At 33.8% G+C, this 16,743-nt stretch carries 17 protein-coding genes; 10 read left to right on the forward strand and 7 right to left on the reverse strand.

The genetic code is table 11. From position 1 onward, the window contains the following. Positions 1 to 53: 53 nt before the first annotated feature. Together CAP47_RS03325 and CAP47_RS03330 are read left to right on the forward strand one after the other, a co-directional pair. Positions 54 to 1,097 carry a PLP-dependent cysteine synthase family protein gene (locus CAP47_RS03325; protein ID WP_100775512.1) on the forward strand — a complete coding sequence of 348 codons (1,044 nt, stop codon included), beginning with the start codon at positions 54 to 56 and terminating at the stop codon, positions 1,095 to 1,097. 36 nt (positions 1,098 to 1,133) lie between these two features. After that, on the forward strand, positions 1,134 to 2,396 hold the full coding sequence (locus CAP47_RS03330) for an aminotransferase class I/II-fold pyridoxal phosphate-dependent enzyme (protein WP_100775375.1): 1,263 nt from the start codon (positions 1,134 to 1,136) through the stop codon (positions 2,394 to 2,396). 357 nt (positions 2,397 to 2,753) lie between these two features. Here CAP47_RS03330 and rsmD read toward each other — a convergent pair whose 3' ends face one another. Genes rsmD through CAP47_RS03345 form a run of 3 tightly spaced genes read right to left on the reverse strand, consistent with a single transcriptional unit; the run spans position 2,754 to position 4,736 of the window. After that, the gene (gene rsmD, locus CAP47_RS03335) at positions 2,754 to 3,296 is read right to left on the reverse strand and encodes a 16S rRNA (guanine(966)-N(2))-methyltransferase RsmD (RefSeq protein WP_100775376.1); all 543 of its coding nucleotides are present in this window, start codon (positions 3,294 to 3,296) and stop codon (positions 2,754 to 2,756) included. Further along, positions 3,293 to 4,105, reverse strand: coding sequence for a DUF3822 family protein (locus CAP47_RS03340; protein ID WP_100775377.1), 813 nt, complete (start codon positions 4,103 to 4,105; stop codon positions 3,293 to 3,295). The genes rsmD and CAP47_RS03340 overlap by 4 nt, the downstream gene beginning before the upstream one ends. After that, the gene (locus CAP47_RS03345) at positions 4,089 to 4,736 is read right to left on the reverse strand and encodes a hypothetical protein (RefSeq protein WP_100775378.1); all 648 of its coding nucleotides are present in this window, start codon (positions 4,734 to 4,736) and stop codon (positions 4,089 to 4,091) included. The genes CAP47_RS03340 and CAP47_RS03345 overlap by 17 nt, the downstream gene beginning before the upstream one ends. A 116-nt stretch (positions 4,737 to 4,852) precedes the next feature. On the opposite strand from CAP47_RS03345, the gene CAP47_RS03350 reads away from it, so the two are divergent. Both CAP47_RS03350 and kdsB read left to right on the forward strand, forming a co-directional pair. Then, entirely contained in the window at positions 4,853 to 6,298 is a 1,446-nt protein-coding gene (locus CAP47_RS03350; RefSeq protein WP_100775513.1) for an ATP-dependent RecD-like DNA helicase, read from the forward strand. Continuing rightward, positions 6,295 to 7,035 carry a 3-deoxy-manno-octulosonate cytidylyltransferase gene (gene kdsB, locus CAP47_RS03355; protein WP_192869937.1) on the forward strand — a complete coding sequence of 247 codons (741 nt, stop codon included), beginning with the start codon at positions 6,295 to 6,297 and terminating at the stop codon, positions 7,033 to 7,035. The genes CAP47_RS03350 and kdsB overlap by 4 nt, the downstream gene beginning before the upstream one ends. Here kdsB and CAP47_RS03360 read toward each other — a convergent pair whose 3' ends face one another. The 3 genes from CAP47_RS03360 to CAP47_RS03370 are packed head-to-tail and all read right to left on the reverse strand — an operon-like array spanning position 7,036 to position 9,526. After that, entirely contained in the window at positions 7,036 to 8,349 is a 1,314-nt protein-coding gene (locus CAP47_RS03360) for a cryptochrome/photolyase family protein (RefSeq protein ID WP_100775379.1), read from the reverse strand. It lies immediately after the preceding gene. A 6-nt stretch (positions 8,350 to 8,355) separates the two neighbouring features. Beyond that, positions 8,356 to 9,054 carry an SDR family NAD(P)-dependent oxidoreductase gene (locus CAP47_RS03365; protein WP_100775380.1) on the reverse strand — a complete coding sequence of 233 codons (699 nt, stop codon included), beginning with the start codon at positions 9,052 to 9,054 and terminating at the stop codon, positions 8,356 to 8,358. A 10-nt stretch (positions 9,055 to 9,064) separates the two neighbouring features. After that, positions 9,065 to 9,526 (reverse strand): SRPBCC family protein, encoded by a 462-nt coding sequence (locus CAP47_RS03370; protein ID WP_100775381.1) that lies wholly within the window; start codon positions 9,524 to 9,526, stop codon positions 9,065 to 9,067. Between the two features lie 166 nt (positions 9,527 to 9,692). Here CAP47_RS03370 and CAP47_RS03375 point away from each other — a divergent pair, with 166 nt between their 5' ends. After that, positions 9,693 to 10,100 carry a hypothetical protein gene (locus CAP47_RS03375; RefSeq protein ID WP_143521327.1) on the forward strand — a complete coding sequence of 136 codons (408 nt, stop codon included), beginning with the start codon at positions 9,693 to 9,695 and terminating at the stop codon, positions 10,098 to 10,100. Here CAP47_RS03375 and CAP47_RS03380 read toward each other — a convergent pair. Beyond that, positions 10,097 to 10,657, reverse strand: a complete 561-nt coding sequence (locus CAP47_RS03380; RefSeq protein WP_153043482.1) for a hypothetical protein — start codon at positions 10,655 to 10,657, stop codon at positions 10,097 to 10,099. The two genes, CAP47_RS03375 and CAP47_RS03380, sit on opposite strands and share 4 nt — an antisense overlap. Positions 10,658 to 10,766: 109 nt before the next feature. Here CAP47_RS03380 and CAP47_RS03385 point away from each other — a divergent pair, with 109 nt between their 5' ends. From CAP47_RS03385 to CAP47_RS03405, 5 genes are all read left to right on the forward strand, one after another. After that, complete coding sequence (locus tag CAP47_RS03385) at positions 10,767 to 13,160, forward strand: heavy metal translocating P-type ATPase (protein WP_100775383.1); 2,394 nt, start codon at positions 10,767 to 10,769, stop codon at positions 13,158 to 13,160. A gap of 65 nt (positions 13,161 to 13,225) precedes the next feature. Next, positions 13,226 to 13,450 (forward strand): cbb3-type cytochrome oxidase assembly protein CcoS, encoded by a 225-nt coding sequence (gene ccoS, locus CAP47_RS03390; protein ID WP_093240635.1) that lies wholly within the window; start codon positions 13,226 to 13,228, stop codon positions 13,448 to 13,450. A gap of 2 nt (positions 13,451 to 13,452) precedes the next feature. Beyond that, complete coding sequence (ccoN, locus tag CAP47_RS03395) at positions 13,453 to 15,648, forward strand: cytochrome-c oxidase, cbb3-type subunit I (RefSeq protein WP_100775384.1); 2,196 nt, start codon at positions 13,453 to 13,455, stop codon at positions 15,646 to 15,648. Between the two features lie 11 nt (positions 15,649 to 15,659). Further along, entirely contained in the window at positions 15,660 to 15,845 is a 186-nt protein-coding gene (locus CAP47_RS03400) for a CcoQ/FixQ family Cbb3-type cytochrome c oxidase assembly chaperone (RefSeq protein ID WP_093240628.1), read from the forward strand. Then, positions 15,842 to 16,732: a cbb3-type cytochrome c oxidase N-terminal domain-containing protein gene (locus tag CAP47_RS03405; protein WP_100775385.1), complete on the forward strand. Its 891-nt coding sequence runs from the start codon at positions 15,842 to 15,844 to the stop codon at positions 16,730 to 16,732. Before CAP47_RS03400 ends, CAP47_RS03405 begins: the two co-directional genes overlap by 4 nt. The last annotated feature ends 11 nt before the right edge of the window (positions 16,733 to 16,743 follow it).

A 16,743-nucleotide genomic window follows, 5' to 3' on the forward strand; every position in this document is an offset into this window, starting at 1 on the left:
GGACTGTAATAAAACCTGTGAACGAATATATGCGTGGTAAAGAAAAGTGTTTTATGCATGGTGACTTGAGTGTTCATGATAATGTATTAGAAATGATAGGTTGTACGCCTCTTGTACGCCTTAATAACATTACAAAAAATCTTAAAGGCGATTTTTTCGTTAAGTACGAAGCTCACAATCCAGGCCATTCTGCTAAGGATAGAATAGCTCTATACATCATTGATAAAGCTGAAAAAGAAGGAAAGATTAAACCTGGAGATACAATAATTGAAACCACTTCAGGAAATACAGGTTTCAGCATTGCTATGGCAAGTGCTGTTAAAGGTTACAAATGCATCTTGGCAGTGAGTGATAAATCTTCTGAAGATAAAATTTCATTACTAAAAACAATGGGAGCTGAAGTTCATGTTTGTCCTGCAAATGTGCCTGCTGATGATCCGCGTTCTTATTATGAAGTTGCAAAGAGAATTCATGAGGAAACACCAGGATCAATTTATGTGAATCAGTATTTTAATGAATTAAATATCGATGCACATTATTTGACAACAGGTCCAGAAATCTGGGAACAAACCAAAGGTGAAATCACACACTTAGTTGCTTGTAGTGGAACTGGCGGAACTATTTCGGGAACAGCAAGATTCTTGAAAGAGAAAAATCCTGAAGTTAAAGTTTTAGGAATTGATGCTTTTGGCTCAATTCTAAAGAAATATCATGAAACTGGTGAAGTTGATAAGGATGAGATTTATCCTTACAAAATAGAAGGTTTAGGTAAAAATCTTGTTCCAGGAGCGACAGATTTCTCAATTATTGATAAATTTACAAAAGTAGCTGATGCAGAAAGTGCATTTATGGCTAGAGATATTGCAAAAACTGAAGGTCTTTTCGTAGGCTACACAAGTGGTGCGGCTCTTCAAGGTGTTATGCAATTAGCAGAACAAGGCGAGTTTAATGAAAACAGTCATGTTGTTATTATTTTCCCTGATCATGGCTCGCGTTATATGAGCAAAATCTACAGCGACGCTTGGATGAAAGAGCAAGGTTTTACGAGACCTGAAACTAAGAAAAATCAAAAAGAAGATGTTAGCACAACGCGCTAATATCATTTGTCAAAAAATTTGAATCAAAATTAAATTATGAAAGATCTATTTTCAAAAATTTATAGAGATAAAGGACCTCTTGGTAAATGGGCGGATCAAGCTGAAGGCTATTTCGTTTTTCCTAAACTTGAAGGTCAAATTAGTAATCGAATGAAGTTTCAAGGACGCGATGTCATTACTTGGAGTATCAATGATTATCTTGGACTTGCAAATCATCCTGAAGTTAGAAAAGTGGATGCAGAAGCAGCTGAGAAATATGGTAGTGCATACCCAATGGGCGCTCGTATGATGAGTGGTCACACAGATTTGCACGAAAGATTACAAAATGAACTTGCTGATTTTGTTCAAAAGGAATCAGCCTATGTTCTAAACTTTGGTTACCAAGGAATCCTTTCAACAATAGACGCTTTAGTAGGCAAAGATGATGTTATCGTTTATGATGTTGATGCGCATGCATGTATCATTGATGGTGTCAGATTACATTTAGGAAAGCGTTTTACTTATAAACACAACGACATGGACAGCATCGAGTTAAACTTAGCTCGTGCTGAAAAAATTGCTGAACAAACAGGAGGCGGTGTTCTCTTGATTTCTGAAGGTGTCTTCGGAATGCGTGGTGAGCAAGGTAAGCTTAAAGAAATTGTAGAACTTAAGAAGAAATACAACTTCAGATTATTAGTTGATGATGCTCATGGCTTTGGAACGCTAGGTAAAACTGGTGCTGGAGCAGGAGAGGAGCAAGGTGTGCAAAACGATATTGATGTTTACTTTGCAACTTTTGCAAAATCAATGGCGAGTACTGGCGCATTTATCGCTGGTGATCAAGAAGTTATTGACTATTTAAAATATAACCTCAGATCTCAAATGTTTGCTAAATCATTGCAAATGACACTTGTTGAAGGTGCTTTAAAACGTCTTGAGATGTTAAAAACGATGCCTGAGCTTAAGAACAAACTTTGGGAAAACGTTCGTGCTTTACAAGGTGGCTTAAAAGAAAGAGGTTTCGATATTGGAACAACAACAAGTTGTGTTACGCCGGTTTATTTAAAAGGAAGTATTCCTGAAGCGATGGCTCTTGTTAAAGATTTACGTGAAAATCATGGTATTTTCTGTTCAATTGTTGTTTATCCTGTTATTCCTAAAGGTTTAATTCTGTTGAGAATGATTCCTACTGCAACACATACAATGCAAGATATTGAAGATACTTTAGTCGCTTTCTCAGCTATCAGAGAACGTTTAGAAAACGGAACTTATAAAAAGTTATCAGCTGCAATTGCTAAACAACAAGAGCAGTCTTAATAAACTCTTTCATTAGGTTTGATGCAAAACAAAAGCCGTCTCATTTTGAGATGGCTTTTGTTATAATTAAAGTTTGTAAATAATAGAGATGAAACCTAACTAAAGTTCTTCATTTGCTTCTAAAAATTGATTAATCATTTTTTTATTGAGCTGAGAAGGTGTTCCGTACCAAATAATTTCATTCTTTTTATTGATTAAAACAGTTCTTGGCAAAATCATGATGCCATTATGTTCAATCTTTAGACCCTTATGAATTTTTTTGTTTTGATCTGATACGACACTTGTTTCAAATTTGATTTTGTTTAAAGTTGTCTTTATTTCCTCAGGATTTTCATGTGTTATTGAAAATGATTCAACTTAAATTTTCTCAAAAAACGAGAAGTTAGACAAACCATAACGTCTTGATTGTATAAATTGAGGATGATCTTCAAGGCTTAGAAACTTACTATGCTCAATGATAATTTGTGAATCTTCATCTTTAAGCATTTCGTTTTGATTGATAATTTCTATCAAATCATTGAGCTTTTCTTTCTCTATTTCATAAGGCGGATCAGCAAAAATGACATCGTAACTTTTTTTGTTTTGTTCTATGTATAGAAAAACATCACGTTTATCAATACTAACATTTAAGTTTAAATCTTCAAAGGTTTTGTTGAGGTGCTTAATGCAATTTGAATTTTTCTCAACCAAATCGATATCTCTGACACCTCGCGAACCGAACTCAAGAGAAATAGAGCCAATGCCTGAAAATAAATCTAAAACACTGATTTCAGAAAAACTGTATTGATTTTCAAGAATATTGAATAAAGCTTCTTTTGCTCTGTCGGTTGTTGGTCGAGTTGGAAGATTTTTAGGCGCTTGAATGCGTCTGCCTTTATGTATGCCAGAAATAATTCTCATAAACTGTTGAGGAATAAATGATTGTGAAGATGCGGATTGTTTGTGTGATCAACATATTTAGAGGTGATCATGTTTTTAAACTCGAATGTTTTGATGTAATGCTTAAAATAATTTGCAAAATCTTTTTCAGGATATGAAATTTCAAAATTGATCAACTTCAAAATAATTTCAGATCTATCAAACGCGTTCACTTCTAGACAATAGAGAATCGCATACACTACATCTTCAATATTTTCAGCAGTAAATGTATTGAAAAGCTCTAATTTTTTTGTTGAAAGGATGGCAATGTCAACTTGATCATGATTGATAAAACAATAACAATGTGGCTGATCATAATCTGAGGTTCCTAGAATTTTGAGATATCGAGAAGTTTGATGCTCATGTTTGAATTCTCCAAAAGCTTCGACTAACTGATTATTAACATTCGCATACGGGATAAATAAAGTCGAAATATTATTAAAACCTGTTTGATCCTTGCTGTAATTGTCTCCCTCATAGAGTTGCACATTATATTTAATGTAATCACTCATGTTGTGATTTTCAATTAAGTTCCAAGGTGCTAATGTATAATCTATATTTTGATAGATGAGGTTGATCTCAAAATCGAAATTCTCAAGCTTTTTAAATTCTTCATCAATTAATTTTTCAGCTTCTATAGGTGAAGAATCTTCTGTTCTGTAGCTTTCATAAACTTCATTGACCAAGTCGTTATCTACGTCTAAGTACAAAAAAGAAAGTCCATCCTGAGATAACAGAATGGACAGTTTCTTAAAGTTTTTCGAACTATATATGTTACTCGTTATCGCCATAGTTTTTAGGCCAGTTACCACTTGTATTAACTTCTGACATTGAGCCTACTTTAATGTATTCTCCATTAACACCATCAACGGCAATCGTTTGTTTTTCTTGAACAACTAAATCTTGATCTAAATCACTTAAGATGTCAGATTTATTAACTTTAGCTTCAAAAACAGCAATTTTGTTGTTGTCTTTTTGCAAGTAGCCAGCTTTCAATTCAAATTTCTTGTTATCGGTATAAGGGACATTCATCATGTCTTTATAACGATTAGTTTTCTTGAATAAAGAATCTTTAACAGAGGTATATCCCAATGTGTCAATAACAACGTCTTCAACGTATTTATCAACGCCGTAAGTCTTTTTGTATTCTTCATCTAGGAAAGTTGTATCTCTTCTTTGTGTGACAACATATTGTGCTGTATCAAGAAACTTAACTAGGCTATCAAAAGATCCTGTAAATGTACCATTGATTTCTTTGTGAGCCATTTCAGCATCACGAATATCTTTAAGTTTTAAAATAACTTTTTGGTAACGCTTTTCTTTAACTTTGTTAAACTCTACAGGCCCGTAAACAGATTTGTAAGTATAATATCCTAAAACCCCTATAACGACAGTGAGTACGATTTGAATTACAATTTTCATGCTTGAGTTTGTTATTTATTGCTTAAGCACAAATCTACAATTTTTTTTTTATCAGAAAAGTTTTGCATCTAAAAAAGCTTGTTATATTTGATATCTTGATGAAATCGATCGTATTCATGGACAAGTCTAAGTTTTATAAACATTTAGTCAGCGAGTTTGGACACCAGCCGACAATTAAACAAAATCTGGCACTCAATTTATTAGCTGATTTTATTATTGACTCTTCCAAGGAAAGTATTTTTGTTTTAAAAGGTTACGCAGGAACTGGTAAAACAACAATTATCAGTACGCTAGTTAAGAATATTTCAAAATCTCGTCAACGCATTGCATTATGCGCACCAACAGGTCGTGCAGCAAAAGTGATTTCGAGTTACAGTAAACGCACCGCACATACCGTCCACAGAAAAATTTATTTCCCTAAGAAAAAATCTGGAGGTGGAATCGAATTTGTTCCTCAGGAGAATAAACACAAAAACACTATTTTCATTGTTGATGAGGCTTCCATGATTCCTGATTTTCCTCAAGGAGCCGACTTGCTAAATAGTAGTTCTGTGTTAGATGATTTAATTGAATATGTTTATTCTGGTGAAAATTGTAAACTCATTTTCATAGGAGATACAGCACAGTTGCCTCCTGTTAATGCGGAATTGAGTCCGGCATTGTCTGAGCACACTTTGTCATCACATTTTCAGATGGATGTCAAATCTATTGAGCTTGATGAAGTTTTACGTCAACAGCAAGAAAGTGAAATTTTATATAATGCGACCTATATTCGACAGCTATTAAGCGATGGTGAGTATGATCATTTTAAATTAAAAATCACTAATAAAGATGATGTGGTTCGTTTAGTTGATGGTTATGATATAATGAACGCGATCAATGATTCATTTGATAATCTAGGTCATGAAGAAACGGCAATCATTGTCAGGTCAAATAAACGTGCCAATATTTATAATCAACAAATACGATCTCGAATTCTTTTTAGAGAAGACGAAATTGCAGCTGGTGATTATTTGATGGTGGTTAAAAACAATTATTTTTGGCTAAAGTCTTCATCAGAAGCGAGTTTTATTGCCAATGGAGATATTATTGAAATCCTTGAAATATATGCAATCAAAGAACTTTACGGATTTAGATTTGCAGAAGTTCGCGTTCAAATGGTTGATTATCCTGACATGAATCCTTTTGAAACTGTCATTGTTTTAGACACTTTAGATACAAATGGTCCTGCTTTGAGTTATGAGCAGTCTAACGCTTTATATGAAGCTGTTTTAGAAGATTATGCTGATGAGAAATCAAAATATAAAAAGTATTTAAAACTTAAGAAGAATAAATATTTTAATGCACTTCAAGTCAAGTTTAGTTACGCCATGACCTGTCACAAATCCCAAGGTGGGCAGTGGCATACTGTTTTTGTAGAGCAACCTTATTTAAAGGAAGGCGTGAATGAAGATTACTTGCGTTGGCTTTATACTGCTTTTACCAGAGCTAAAGAACGCTTATATTTGATTGGTTTTAAAGATGAGTTTTTTGATGAAAATATTGATAATATTATAGAATGAAAACAAATTTGAAAGTTGTTGCAATGATTCCGGCACGTTTTGAAGCGAGTCGTTTCCCAGGTAAATTAATGCAAGATTTAGCTGGTAAAACTGTTATATTAAGAACTTATGAAGCTGCTTTAAATTCTCAACTTTTTGACGCTGTTTATGTAGTGACGGATAGTCAGCAAATTTTTGATGAAATCAAAGATAATGGAGGTCAAGTCATCATGAGTGAAAAGGAGCACGAATGTGGAAGTGATAGAATCGCTGAAGCTGCTGAACAAATTAAGGCTGATATTATTCTTAATGTTCAAGGTGATGAGCCTTTTATCAATGAAAAGGCTTTGTCAAAACTTTTGAAAGTTTTTGAAACTGATACTGAGCATAAGATTGATTTAGCTTCTCTGAAAACTAAATTAGTTGAATATGAAGCGATTGAAAATCCGAATAACGTTAAAGTGATTACTAACCTTGAAGGTTTGGCATTATATTTTTCACGCTCACCGATTCCTTTTCATAGAGATAAAGAGGTGAAAGTGGCTTATTATAAACATGTTGGTATTTATGCTTTTAGAAAACAAGCCTTACTCGATTTTTACAAAATGCCGATGAGTCCTCTTGAAGCTGCTGAAAAAATAGAATGTTTGCGCCACCTTGAAAACGGTAAAACAATTAAGATGATTGAAACAGACGAAATTAGCATTGGTATTGATACGCCTGAAGATTTGATTCAAGCAAGGCGACATTTCCAATAATTAGCTAGCTTTCACAGCCGATTTATAGGTTTCTAAACATCGCTCACGCGCTTCTTTGTGGTTAACAATAGGTTCTACATATTTATTTGTGTCAAATTCTAGTACCCATTTTTTGATGTATTTTTTGTCTTTATCGAACTTACTAGTTTGCGATTCAGGATTAAAAATTCTGAAGTAAGGCGCTGCATCAACACCGCAGCCGGCAACCCATTGCCAACCGCCCAAGTTGGATGACATTTCGTAATCCAAAAGTTTTTCTGCAAAATAAGCCTCGCCCCAACGCCAATCAATTAAAAGATGTTTACATAAAAAACTTCCCACAATCATTCTCACACGGTTATGCATCCAACCCGTTTCATTAAGTTGTCGCATGCCGGCATCAACAATTGGATAACCAGTTTCACCTTTTTTCCATTTTTCAAATTCTGATTTATCGTTGCGCCATTTGATGCCATCGTATTTAGGTTTAAAAGCGCGAGTTTCAGTTTCAGGGAAATGATGTAAAATGGCTTTATAAAATTCACGCCAAATCAATTCATTTAGAAAAGTTTCTTCAGAAGATTCTAAGGCTTTCTTTATAATATTTCTGCAGCCAACAGTGCCAAATCTGAGATGCGGACTCAAGCGAGACGTTCCTTCAATGGCGGGAAGATCTCTGGTGTCGTTGTAATTTTTAATAAAATCTTGATCAAGTTGATAGTCTTTAACTTCAATTGTTGATTTCTCAAAGTTAATATCCGATAAACTTAAATTTGGGAGGCGTTGATTTTTGTAGCAATTATCAAGATAGTTTTCTGAGTTATAATCTTGAATGGAATAATCTTCAAAAACTTTTTTCCATTTTTTCATGTAAGGTGTAAATACCAAATACATGCTATCGTCATTTTTGACGACATCATCTTTTTCGAAAATCACTTGATCTTTAAAGTCATGAAATTCGATGCCTAAATTAGCTAAATTGGCTTTTATTTTGGCATCTCTTTTTAATGCATAGCTTTCATAATCACGATTTGTAAAAACTTTTTTGATGTTATATTGACCACATAATTCATCAAAAACCTTTTCAGGTGTTCCGTGAAACATCGCTAAAGAGGAGTCGTGTTTTTCTTGAAGTTGACTTCTTAATTTTTGAGCTGTCTCATGAATAAAAGTAACGCGAGCATCATCTTTTGGTAATTCATCAAGAATATTTTTATCAAAAATAAAAATGGGTAATACAGGATATTCATCATTAAGTGCGTGATACAATCCTACATTATCTTGAAAACGCAAATCGCGTCTAAACCAAAAAATCGAAAGCTCTTTTTTACTCATGTTATTTTAATTAATTTTTAAACTCGACATTCCGCCATCAACACCAATCACTTGTCCTGTCATCCAAGATGATTTTTCTTCAAGAAGAAAGCTCGCCATTTGAGCAATATCTTCAGGTTCACCAACACGTTGTAATGGATGACGCTGATCCATCTTTTCTTTTTGCTTTTCACGAGACAATAATTTATCTGCTAAATCAGTATTGACCAATGATGGCGCAATCACATTGACACGAACAGTTGGCGCATATTCAGCAGCTAATGAACGCGCAAAACCTTCAATGGCGCCTTTTGCAGCAGCGACACTTGTGTGAAATGGCATCCCTGTTTGGACAGCAACTGTGCTAAAATAAACAATACTTCCGTGATTTGATTTTTTTATTTTAGGTAAAAGCGCTTGGGTTGTTTTGACCAAGCCCATAAAGTTAATCTGAAAATCTTCTTCAAAGATTTCATTTTTCATCATCTTGAAGGGTTTTAAATTGATTGAGCCTGGTAGATAAACCAATCCATCAATTGTGTCTGGTAAATCTAAATCATCAATATCATTCTCCATGACATCGAATTCTTGATAATTGACTTTTTCAGTGTCAAGTTCTCCTTTTGATCGTGCAGCGACATAAACGTCGTGATCACTTTGTAGAAGTTTTGTAATTTTGAGGCCAATACCTTTTGAGCCTCCGATCAATAATATTGTCTTTTTCATTTTTTTTATTTTAAGAGATCGTTCCAAATAGTTCGATCATTTTTTTTCTACGTGTTTCAAAAATTTCATCAATTCTCGGTTTTACTAAAAATGAATGTGCCATTCTACCCAAGAAACCTAGTGGTAATTTATAATGTACCAAATCTTCCATCATCACACCACCTTCAATTTCATGAATAAAATGCTCATGATGCCATAATTTATAAGGACCGAAAAGTTGAGAATCTATAAAAAAATTAAGATGATCAACTTGTTTGATTTCAGTCACCCAATTGGTTGTAAACCCTGGAAATGGATTCACTTTGTATTGAATGATTTGTCCTGGATACATGGCTTTATCTCCGCCTGATGTAATTTTAAAACCCATATCTTTGGGTGTGATTCTTTCTAAATTTCGAGGATCAGAAAGAAAATCCCAAGCCTCTTGGCGGCTGATAGGGAGTGCTTGTTTGGTGTGTACTTTATATAACATATTTCAAAAATAGATTTTATTTTGTTCAATTAAAATGTTTAAAAGTTAAACAAAACTTATATTTTAAAATTCTTGTACCTTCGCCATCAAAATAAAGAAAATGCGAATTTTATATCTATTGTTTGCTTTGGTGTTGATAAGCTGTCAAAGCACAAAAAATAAGCCGATGACAGAAACGATCTGTCAAGAAAAATTTCATTGTGAGGCAGAATTTGAAAAAGGGAAAAATTTAATCGAAGTTCAGGATGGCATCGGTGCGATGTATTTAAAGACAAGAGTTGATGAAAATTATGACATTATGTATATGAGTGTCAATTCTAACGATCCGAATTTAGCTTATGCAGCGGATTTAAAATCTTATAAAATCAGTTTTTCTTATCCAGCTCAATCTGAATTAACAAGAGATAAAATGTCTATTTACGTGCAAACCTTTTGTAAATGTGACGAAGCAGGCGTCAGGAAAATAGACAGTTTTGAAGTTTCTAGAAAAAAAATTAATTCTTCTGAAGTCACTTATATCAAATCTGAAGCTTTTTCGTTTTTAAAAGATCAAACTCTTGTTCTTAAGAATTAGTTGTCATTAACGTCACCTTTAAAAGTTGGTGTTGAAAGAAACATATTTTCTTTCTTTTTTGAAGTATCAGACTCGTTTTCTATTTTGTAAAGGTTGTAAGGGAAATATTTTTTTATGATTTTCTCTCTCTTCTTACAATTTAAATTTGGCCATTGTTTGTCATATTCTTGAACGGCTTTTTGATTCCAAAGATAGAGGTAAACTTCACGAACATAATTCTCAATCATCTGCATATTGTTTTTTTCACCAAAAGAAGAAATAGCGATGATTGCTGACTTAGGTGATTCAGCAGATGTTTTCTTGTTTTCAGGATTTGTGATAAAGTCTAAAATATATTCCTTAAACTTCACTTCAGACATCTGAGGGTAAGGTTTATCATTGAGGATCAAAGTGTTTTCTTGATCAATTATAATAGTCAAAATATTTCTGACATTCTCTTTTTTATAAGTTTTAAGATCAATTTTGGTTTCGATATCACATTGATCATCATACCATTCTTGCGCTTGATAAGTTTGATAGAAAAATGCAAATAGGAGGAGGATTACTGTTTTTTTCATGATTATGGTTTTGACAAATATAGGATTATTAAAAAAGATAGAATCATAGCTGATGATTATCATTTTATGTATCTTGTAAAACTTTTAATTTTGCTGCAAATTTTATTTAATGTCTAAAGTAGAATCTTGTTACCATTGTGGAGATGCTTGTTCACAATTCGATATTTTACACGATGAAAAACATTTCTGTTGTCAAGGTTGTAAAACAGTTTATGAGATTTTTTCAGAAAACGATCTCGATTGTTATTATGATTTAGCTTCTTCTCCAGGTGCAACACCAGAAGATATAAAAGGTAAATTTGATTTTATAGATCAAGAAGAAATTAAGGCTAAATTACTTGATTTTTCTGATGGCTCAACAGAGGTTATCAGTTTATACATTCCACATATTCATTGTAGTTCATGTATTTGGATTCTTGAAAATCTAAATAAATTGAATCCACATATTCGTCAATCTCAGGTCAACTTCCCTAAAAAGACGATTAATATTACTTACAAAAATGATGGCACAAGTCTAAAGGAAGTTGTTGAACTTTTGACTTCAATAGGTTACGAGCCCTATATTAGCTTAGATAATATCGATAAAAAAGAAACGGCAACTGATAATTCTTTAATCTATAAAATTGCCGTTGCAGGTTTTGCTTTTGGAAACGTGATGTTTCTTTCATTTCCTGAGTATTTTGAAGTCTCAGAATATTGGTTAGATCAATATAAATTTCTTTTTCGCTGGTTGATGTTCGCTTTTAGTTTGCCTGTTGTTTTTTATGCAGGACGCGATTATTACATTTCGGCTTATAAAGGATTGCGTTCCAAAATGCTGAATATCGACGTGCCAATTGCACTCGGAATCACAGTGCTTTTTTTAAGGAGTTTTGTAGACGTTGCTTTTAATTTTGGTTCTGGTTTTTTCGATAGCTTAACAGGTTTGGTTTTTTTCTTGTTATTAGGAAAATTTGTTCAGCAGAAAACATACAATTATTTGTCATTTGAACGCGACTATAAATCTTATTTCCCAATAGCAATTACAAAAATCAACACAGATAAAACTGAAGAGAATATTGAAGTTTATAAAATAAAAGAAGGCGATCGTTTATTGATTAGAAACGAAGAGCTAATCCCAGTTGATTCTATTTTGATGACAGAAACCTGTGAAGTCGATTATAGTTTTGTGACAGGTGAAGCTGATCCAATTGAAAAAAAATCTGGTGATAAATTATTTGCAGGCGGAAAACTTAAAGGACAAGCTATAGAGATTGTTGCAGAGAAATCAGTGGAACAAAGTTATTTGACTCAACTTTGGAGTAATGATGTTTTTCAAAAAGATTACAATCCGCGTTTTCAAACCTTAATCGATAAAATTAGTAAAAGGTTTACTATTACCGTCTTGAGTATCGCAACAACAGCTTTGATTTTTTGGTTGTTTTATCAGCCTAACATGGCGCTTAATGTATTTACAGCTGTCTTAATTATCGCTTGTCCTTGTGCGATTGCATTGGCGACTCCATTTACTTTAGGGAATTTACTGCGAATTTTTGGGCAGCATGGTTTTTATATGAAAAACATTATCAGTTTAGAGCAATTTGCTGCGATTGATACTTTTGTTTTTGATAAAACGGGAACGATCAGTTCGAGCCAAAAAAGTCATATTACTTATGAAGGCGAAGCTTTAACAGAAAAAGATTTAGGTGTTTTGAAGGATTCTTTTAGAAACTCAAATCATCCGTTGAGCCGTCAATTGTATTCATTTTTAAATTCTACACCCACTGAAGAAATCGATAATTTTGATGAACATTTAGGACAGGGTATTACCTCAAAATCACAGTCAAATGCATATAAATTAGGATCAGCAAGTTTTGTTGAAGCTGAAAAAGAAACCATTAATCCGACAGAAACTTCTGTTTTTGTTCAAAAGAATAATAAAGTTTTAGGAAAATTTATTTTTGATACCGTTTATAGAGAAGGTTTGGTAGAGTTGTTTGAAACCTTAGATCAAGAACACAAACTTGTGATTTTGTCAGGAGATAATTCTGGCGAAAAACAATACTTGTCAAAGTTGTTACCTAAAACGATACAGATGAAATTTAATCAAAAACCAGATTCAAAAATGCGTTTTGTTGAAAAGTTGCAAGATGAAGGAAAGCAGGTTTGTATGTTAGGAGACGGATTAAATGATGCTGGTGCTTTAAAGCAAGCAGATGTTGGAATTGCAATTTCCGAAAATGTAAATGTTTTTTCACCCGCTTGTGATGCGATTATGAGTGCGGATCAATTTAAGAATTTTAATAATTTTCTTAAAGTTTCCAAAAAAGGTATCTTTATCATCAAATTAAGTTTTGTGTTTTCATTTTTTTATAACGCAATTGGGATTTATTTTGCTGTTTCAGGATTATTGAGACCCGTCATCGCAGCAATTTTAATGCCTTTAAGTTCGATTAGTATCGTTGCTTTTACGACATTTGCAACTTCTTATGTGAGTCGCAAAACATTAAAATCTAAAGATTAAAAAATATGATGAAAATCATTTTATCATGTTTTTTATCATATTATTTTTGAAAAAATTATTTAAAAATGAGTGCCATTTACGGACTTCTTGCTATCAGTATCACTATCGCAATCGTATTTTTTGTGATTTTCGTGTTATCTGTAAAAAAAGGTCAATATGATGATGCTTACACGCCTTCAGTAAGAATGCTTTTTGACGACGAGCTCGTTGACGAGGAAAAGAAATCTGAAGAAAAAGTTGAAAAAAAACAAAAATCAAGTCAATCAAATCATAAACACAAACAAGTATAACTATGGAATTAGAACAGTTTCATTACGATAATAAAATCGTAAAAAATTTCCTTTATGCTACAATATTTTGGGGTGTTGTAGGTATGGCAGTCGGCTTATTATTAGCTCTCCTGTTTTTATTCCCAAACTTAACTGATGGTATTTCATGGTTGAGTTTTGGTCGTTTAAGACCGCTTCATACAAATGCAGTTATTTTTGCATTTGTAGGGAACGCAATTTTTGCAGGAGTTTATTACTCAACTCAACGTCTTCTTAAAGCTAGAATGTATAGTGATGCTTTGAGTAAGCTTAACTTCTGGGGGTGGCAGCTAATTATTGTTGCAGCGGCGATTACGCTTCCCATGGGTTTTACTTCAACAAAAGAATACGCTGAACTAGAATGGCCTATTGATATTGCAATTACTATTGTATGGGTTGCTTTTGGTTGGAACTTAATCGGTACAATGATTAAGCGTCGCCAAAGACACTTTTACGTTGCAATTTGGTTCTATTTAGCAACTTTTGTTACTGTTGCAGTCCTCCATATTTTTAATAATTTAGAGTTGCCTGTTAGCTTGTTTAAAAGTTACTCAATTTATGCTGGTGTTCAGGATGCTTTAGTGCAATGGTGGTACGGACATAACGCTGTGGCGTTCTTCTTAACAACACCGTTTTTAGGTTTAATGTATTACTTCGTTCCTAAAGCAGCGAATAGACCTGTTTATTCTTACAAACTATCGATTATTCACTTCTGGTCATTGATATTTATTTATATCTGGGCTGGACCTCACCACTTATTGTATTCCGCTTTACCGGATTGGGCTCAGAGTTTAGGAACAACATTCTCTATTATGCTTTTAATGCCATCTTGGGGAGGTATGATTAACGGTCTTTTGACTTTACGTGGTGCTTGGGATAAAGTACGAACTGATCCTGTTTTGAAATTTATGGTTGTTGCTATTACAGGTTATGGAATGGCAACTTTTGAAGGGCCGATGTTATCTCTGAAAAACGTTAATGCGATTGCACACTTTACAGACTGGATTATTGCTCACGTTCACGTTGGTGCGCTTGCTTGGAATGGTTTCTTAGCATTTGGTATGATTTACTGGTTAGCGCCAAGGTTATTTAAAACAAAATTACACTCTACAGGATTAGCAAATGCACACTTCTGGGTAGGGACTTTAGGTATTGTTCTTTATGCATTACCGCTTTATGTTGCTGGATTTGTACAAGCTTCAATGTGGAAGCAATTTAATCCTGATGGAACCTTGGTTTACGGCAACTTCTTAGAAACTGTGACAGAGATTATGCCAATGTATGCGATGAGAGCTATTGGTGGTTCGCTTTATATCATTGGTGTTTTCATTATGATTTATAATATTTATAGAACTGCTAAAGCTGGATCTAAAGTTGAAGATGAACTAGCTGAAGCTCCAGCATTAAAGAAAATTTCTAAAGGTCGTTTAGCAGGAGAAGGTTTCCATACTTGGTTAGAAAGAAAACCAATTCAATTAGCAATCTTAGCAACTATCGCTATTTTGATTGGTGGTATTGTACAAATTGTACCAACCTTAATGATTGACTCGAACGTCCCTACAATTACCAGTGTCAAACCATATTCTCCACTGGAACTAGAAGGACGAGATCTCTACATCCGTGAAGGATGTGTGAGCTGTCACTCTCAACAGGTCAGACCTTTTAGGTCAGAGGTTGAACGCTATGGAGAATATTCAAAAGGTGGTGAATATGTTTACGATCACCCGTTCTTGTGGGGAAGTAAGCGTACAGGACCAGATTTGCATCGTATTGGTGGGAAGTACTCTGATACGTGGCACTTCAACCACATGTATAATCCTCAAAGTACCTCATCAGGTTCAATAATGCCAAGTTATCAATGGATTATTGAAAGTGAACTTGATAAATCATTGACGGAGAAAAAAATGCGTGCGATGGTACAATTAGGTGTGCCATATTCACTAGAAGAAGTTGAAAATGCACAGCAACATATGACAGAGCAAGGAACTGAAATTGTTGAAAATCTTTACACAGATCCTGACTTTGTAAAAAATTATGAGGCAAGTAAAGAAAGAGCTGCTGCTAACGGAGAAGAATTTGTAGAAATGAAAGATCGTGAAATTGTTGCATTAATTGCTTATTTGCAACGATTAGGAACAGATATCAAAGTTGATGATTCAGAAGAAACAGCTTCTAACTAAATATCATAGCTATGTTGAAATTTATTAAAGAAAATCTAGAAACAATAAATGGGATAGAACTCTATCCCATCATTGCTCTGCTCATCTTTTTTACATTCTTTGTAGGATTATTTTGGTGGGTAATGACTTATAACAAGAAAAACATAAAGGCGCTAAGTGAGTTGCCATTAGACCTTAAAAACGAAGACGAATCATGAGAAACACAGCATCTATTTTAAGAATTATCGTTTTGGTAGGAATTGCCTTTCTAGGTGTTGAATTCTTACTAGAAACAGATCCCGGGCATTGGGCTGTTGTTGAATATCCGAAAACTTGGCTATTCTTGGGTATTGTTTTACTTTTTGCAGTTGCTATTGAAGCCTCTGTGGCAGCACTTCACTCAACTTTATACAAATCTTTGTCTGAAGAAAAGAAAGCGCGCTACCACGAATTAGAAGCACACAAAAGCACCAAATTTGAACAAAAGATTCAGTCTATTTTAAGTAAAATGACGAGATCTAAATCTATTGAGCAAGAAGGTGAAATTGAGCTAGATCACGTGTATGATGGAATTACAGAGCTTGATAATAAGTTGCCGCCATGGTGGTTGTATAGCTTCTACGCAAGTATTGTTTTTGCAGCAATTTATATGATCAGATTTCATATTTATAATGATTACACACAAGAAGAAGAATATTTAATGGAGGTTGCTGAAGCTGAAGCCGCAATTGAAGAATATAAACGAACAGCTAAAGATTTAATTAATTTCGAAACAGTGACTCTTCTAACGGATGCGAGTGATTTAAACGAAGGGAAAACTATATACAACACGAACTGTGTTGCTTGTCATAAAGCTGATGGTGGTGGAGGTATTGGTCCAAATCTAACTGATGATCACTGGATTTTAGGTGGAGGCATTCAAAATGTATATAAAACAATTAGTGAAGGTGGGCGATCAGGAAAAGGAATGGTTGCATGGAAAAATGATTTATCTCCATCTGAAATGCAAAAAACTGCTAGTTATGTAATTAGCCTTAATGGCACATCTCCTACCGATCCAAAAGAGGCAGAAGGAGATATCATTTGGACTCCAGATGATAATTAAAATACAAAATA

This window comes from Psychroflexus sp. S27 (assembly GCF_002810405.1).
GTDB lineage: Bacteria > Bacteroidota > Bacteroidia > Flavobacteriales > Flavobacteriaceae > Psychroflexus > Psychroflexus halocasei_A.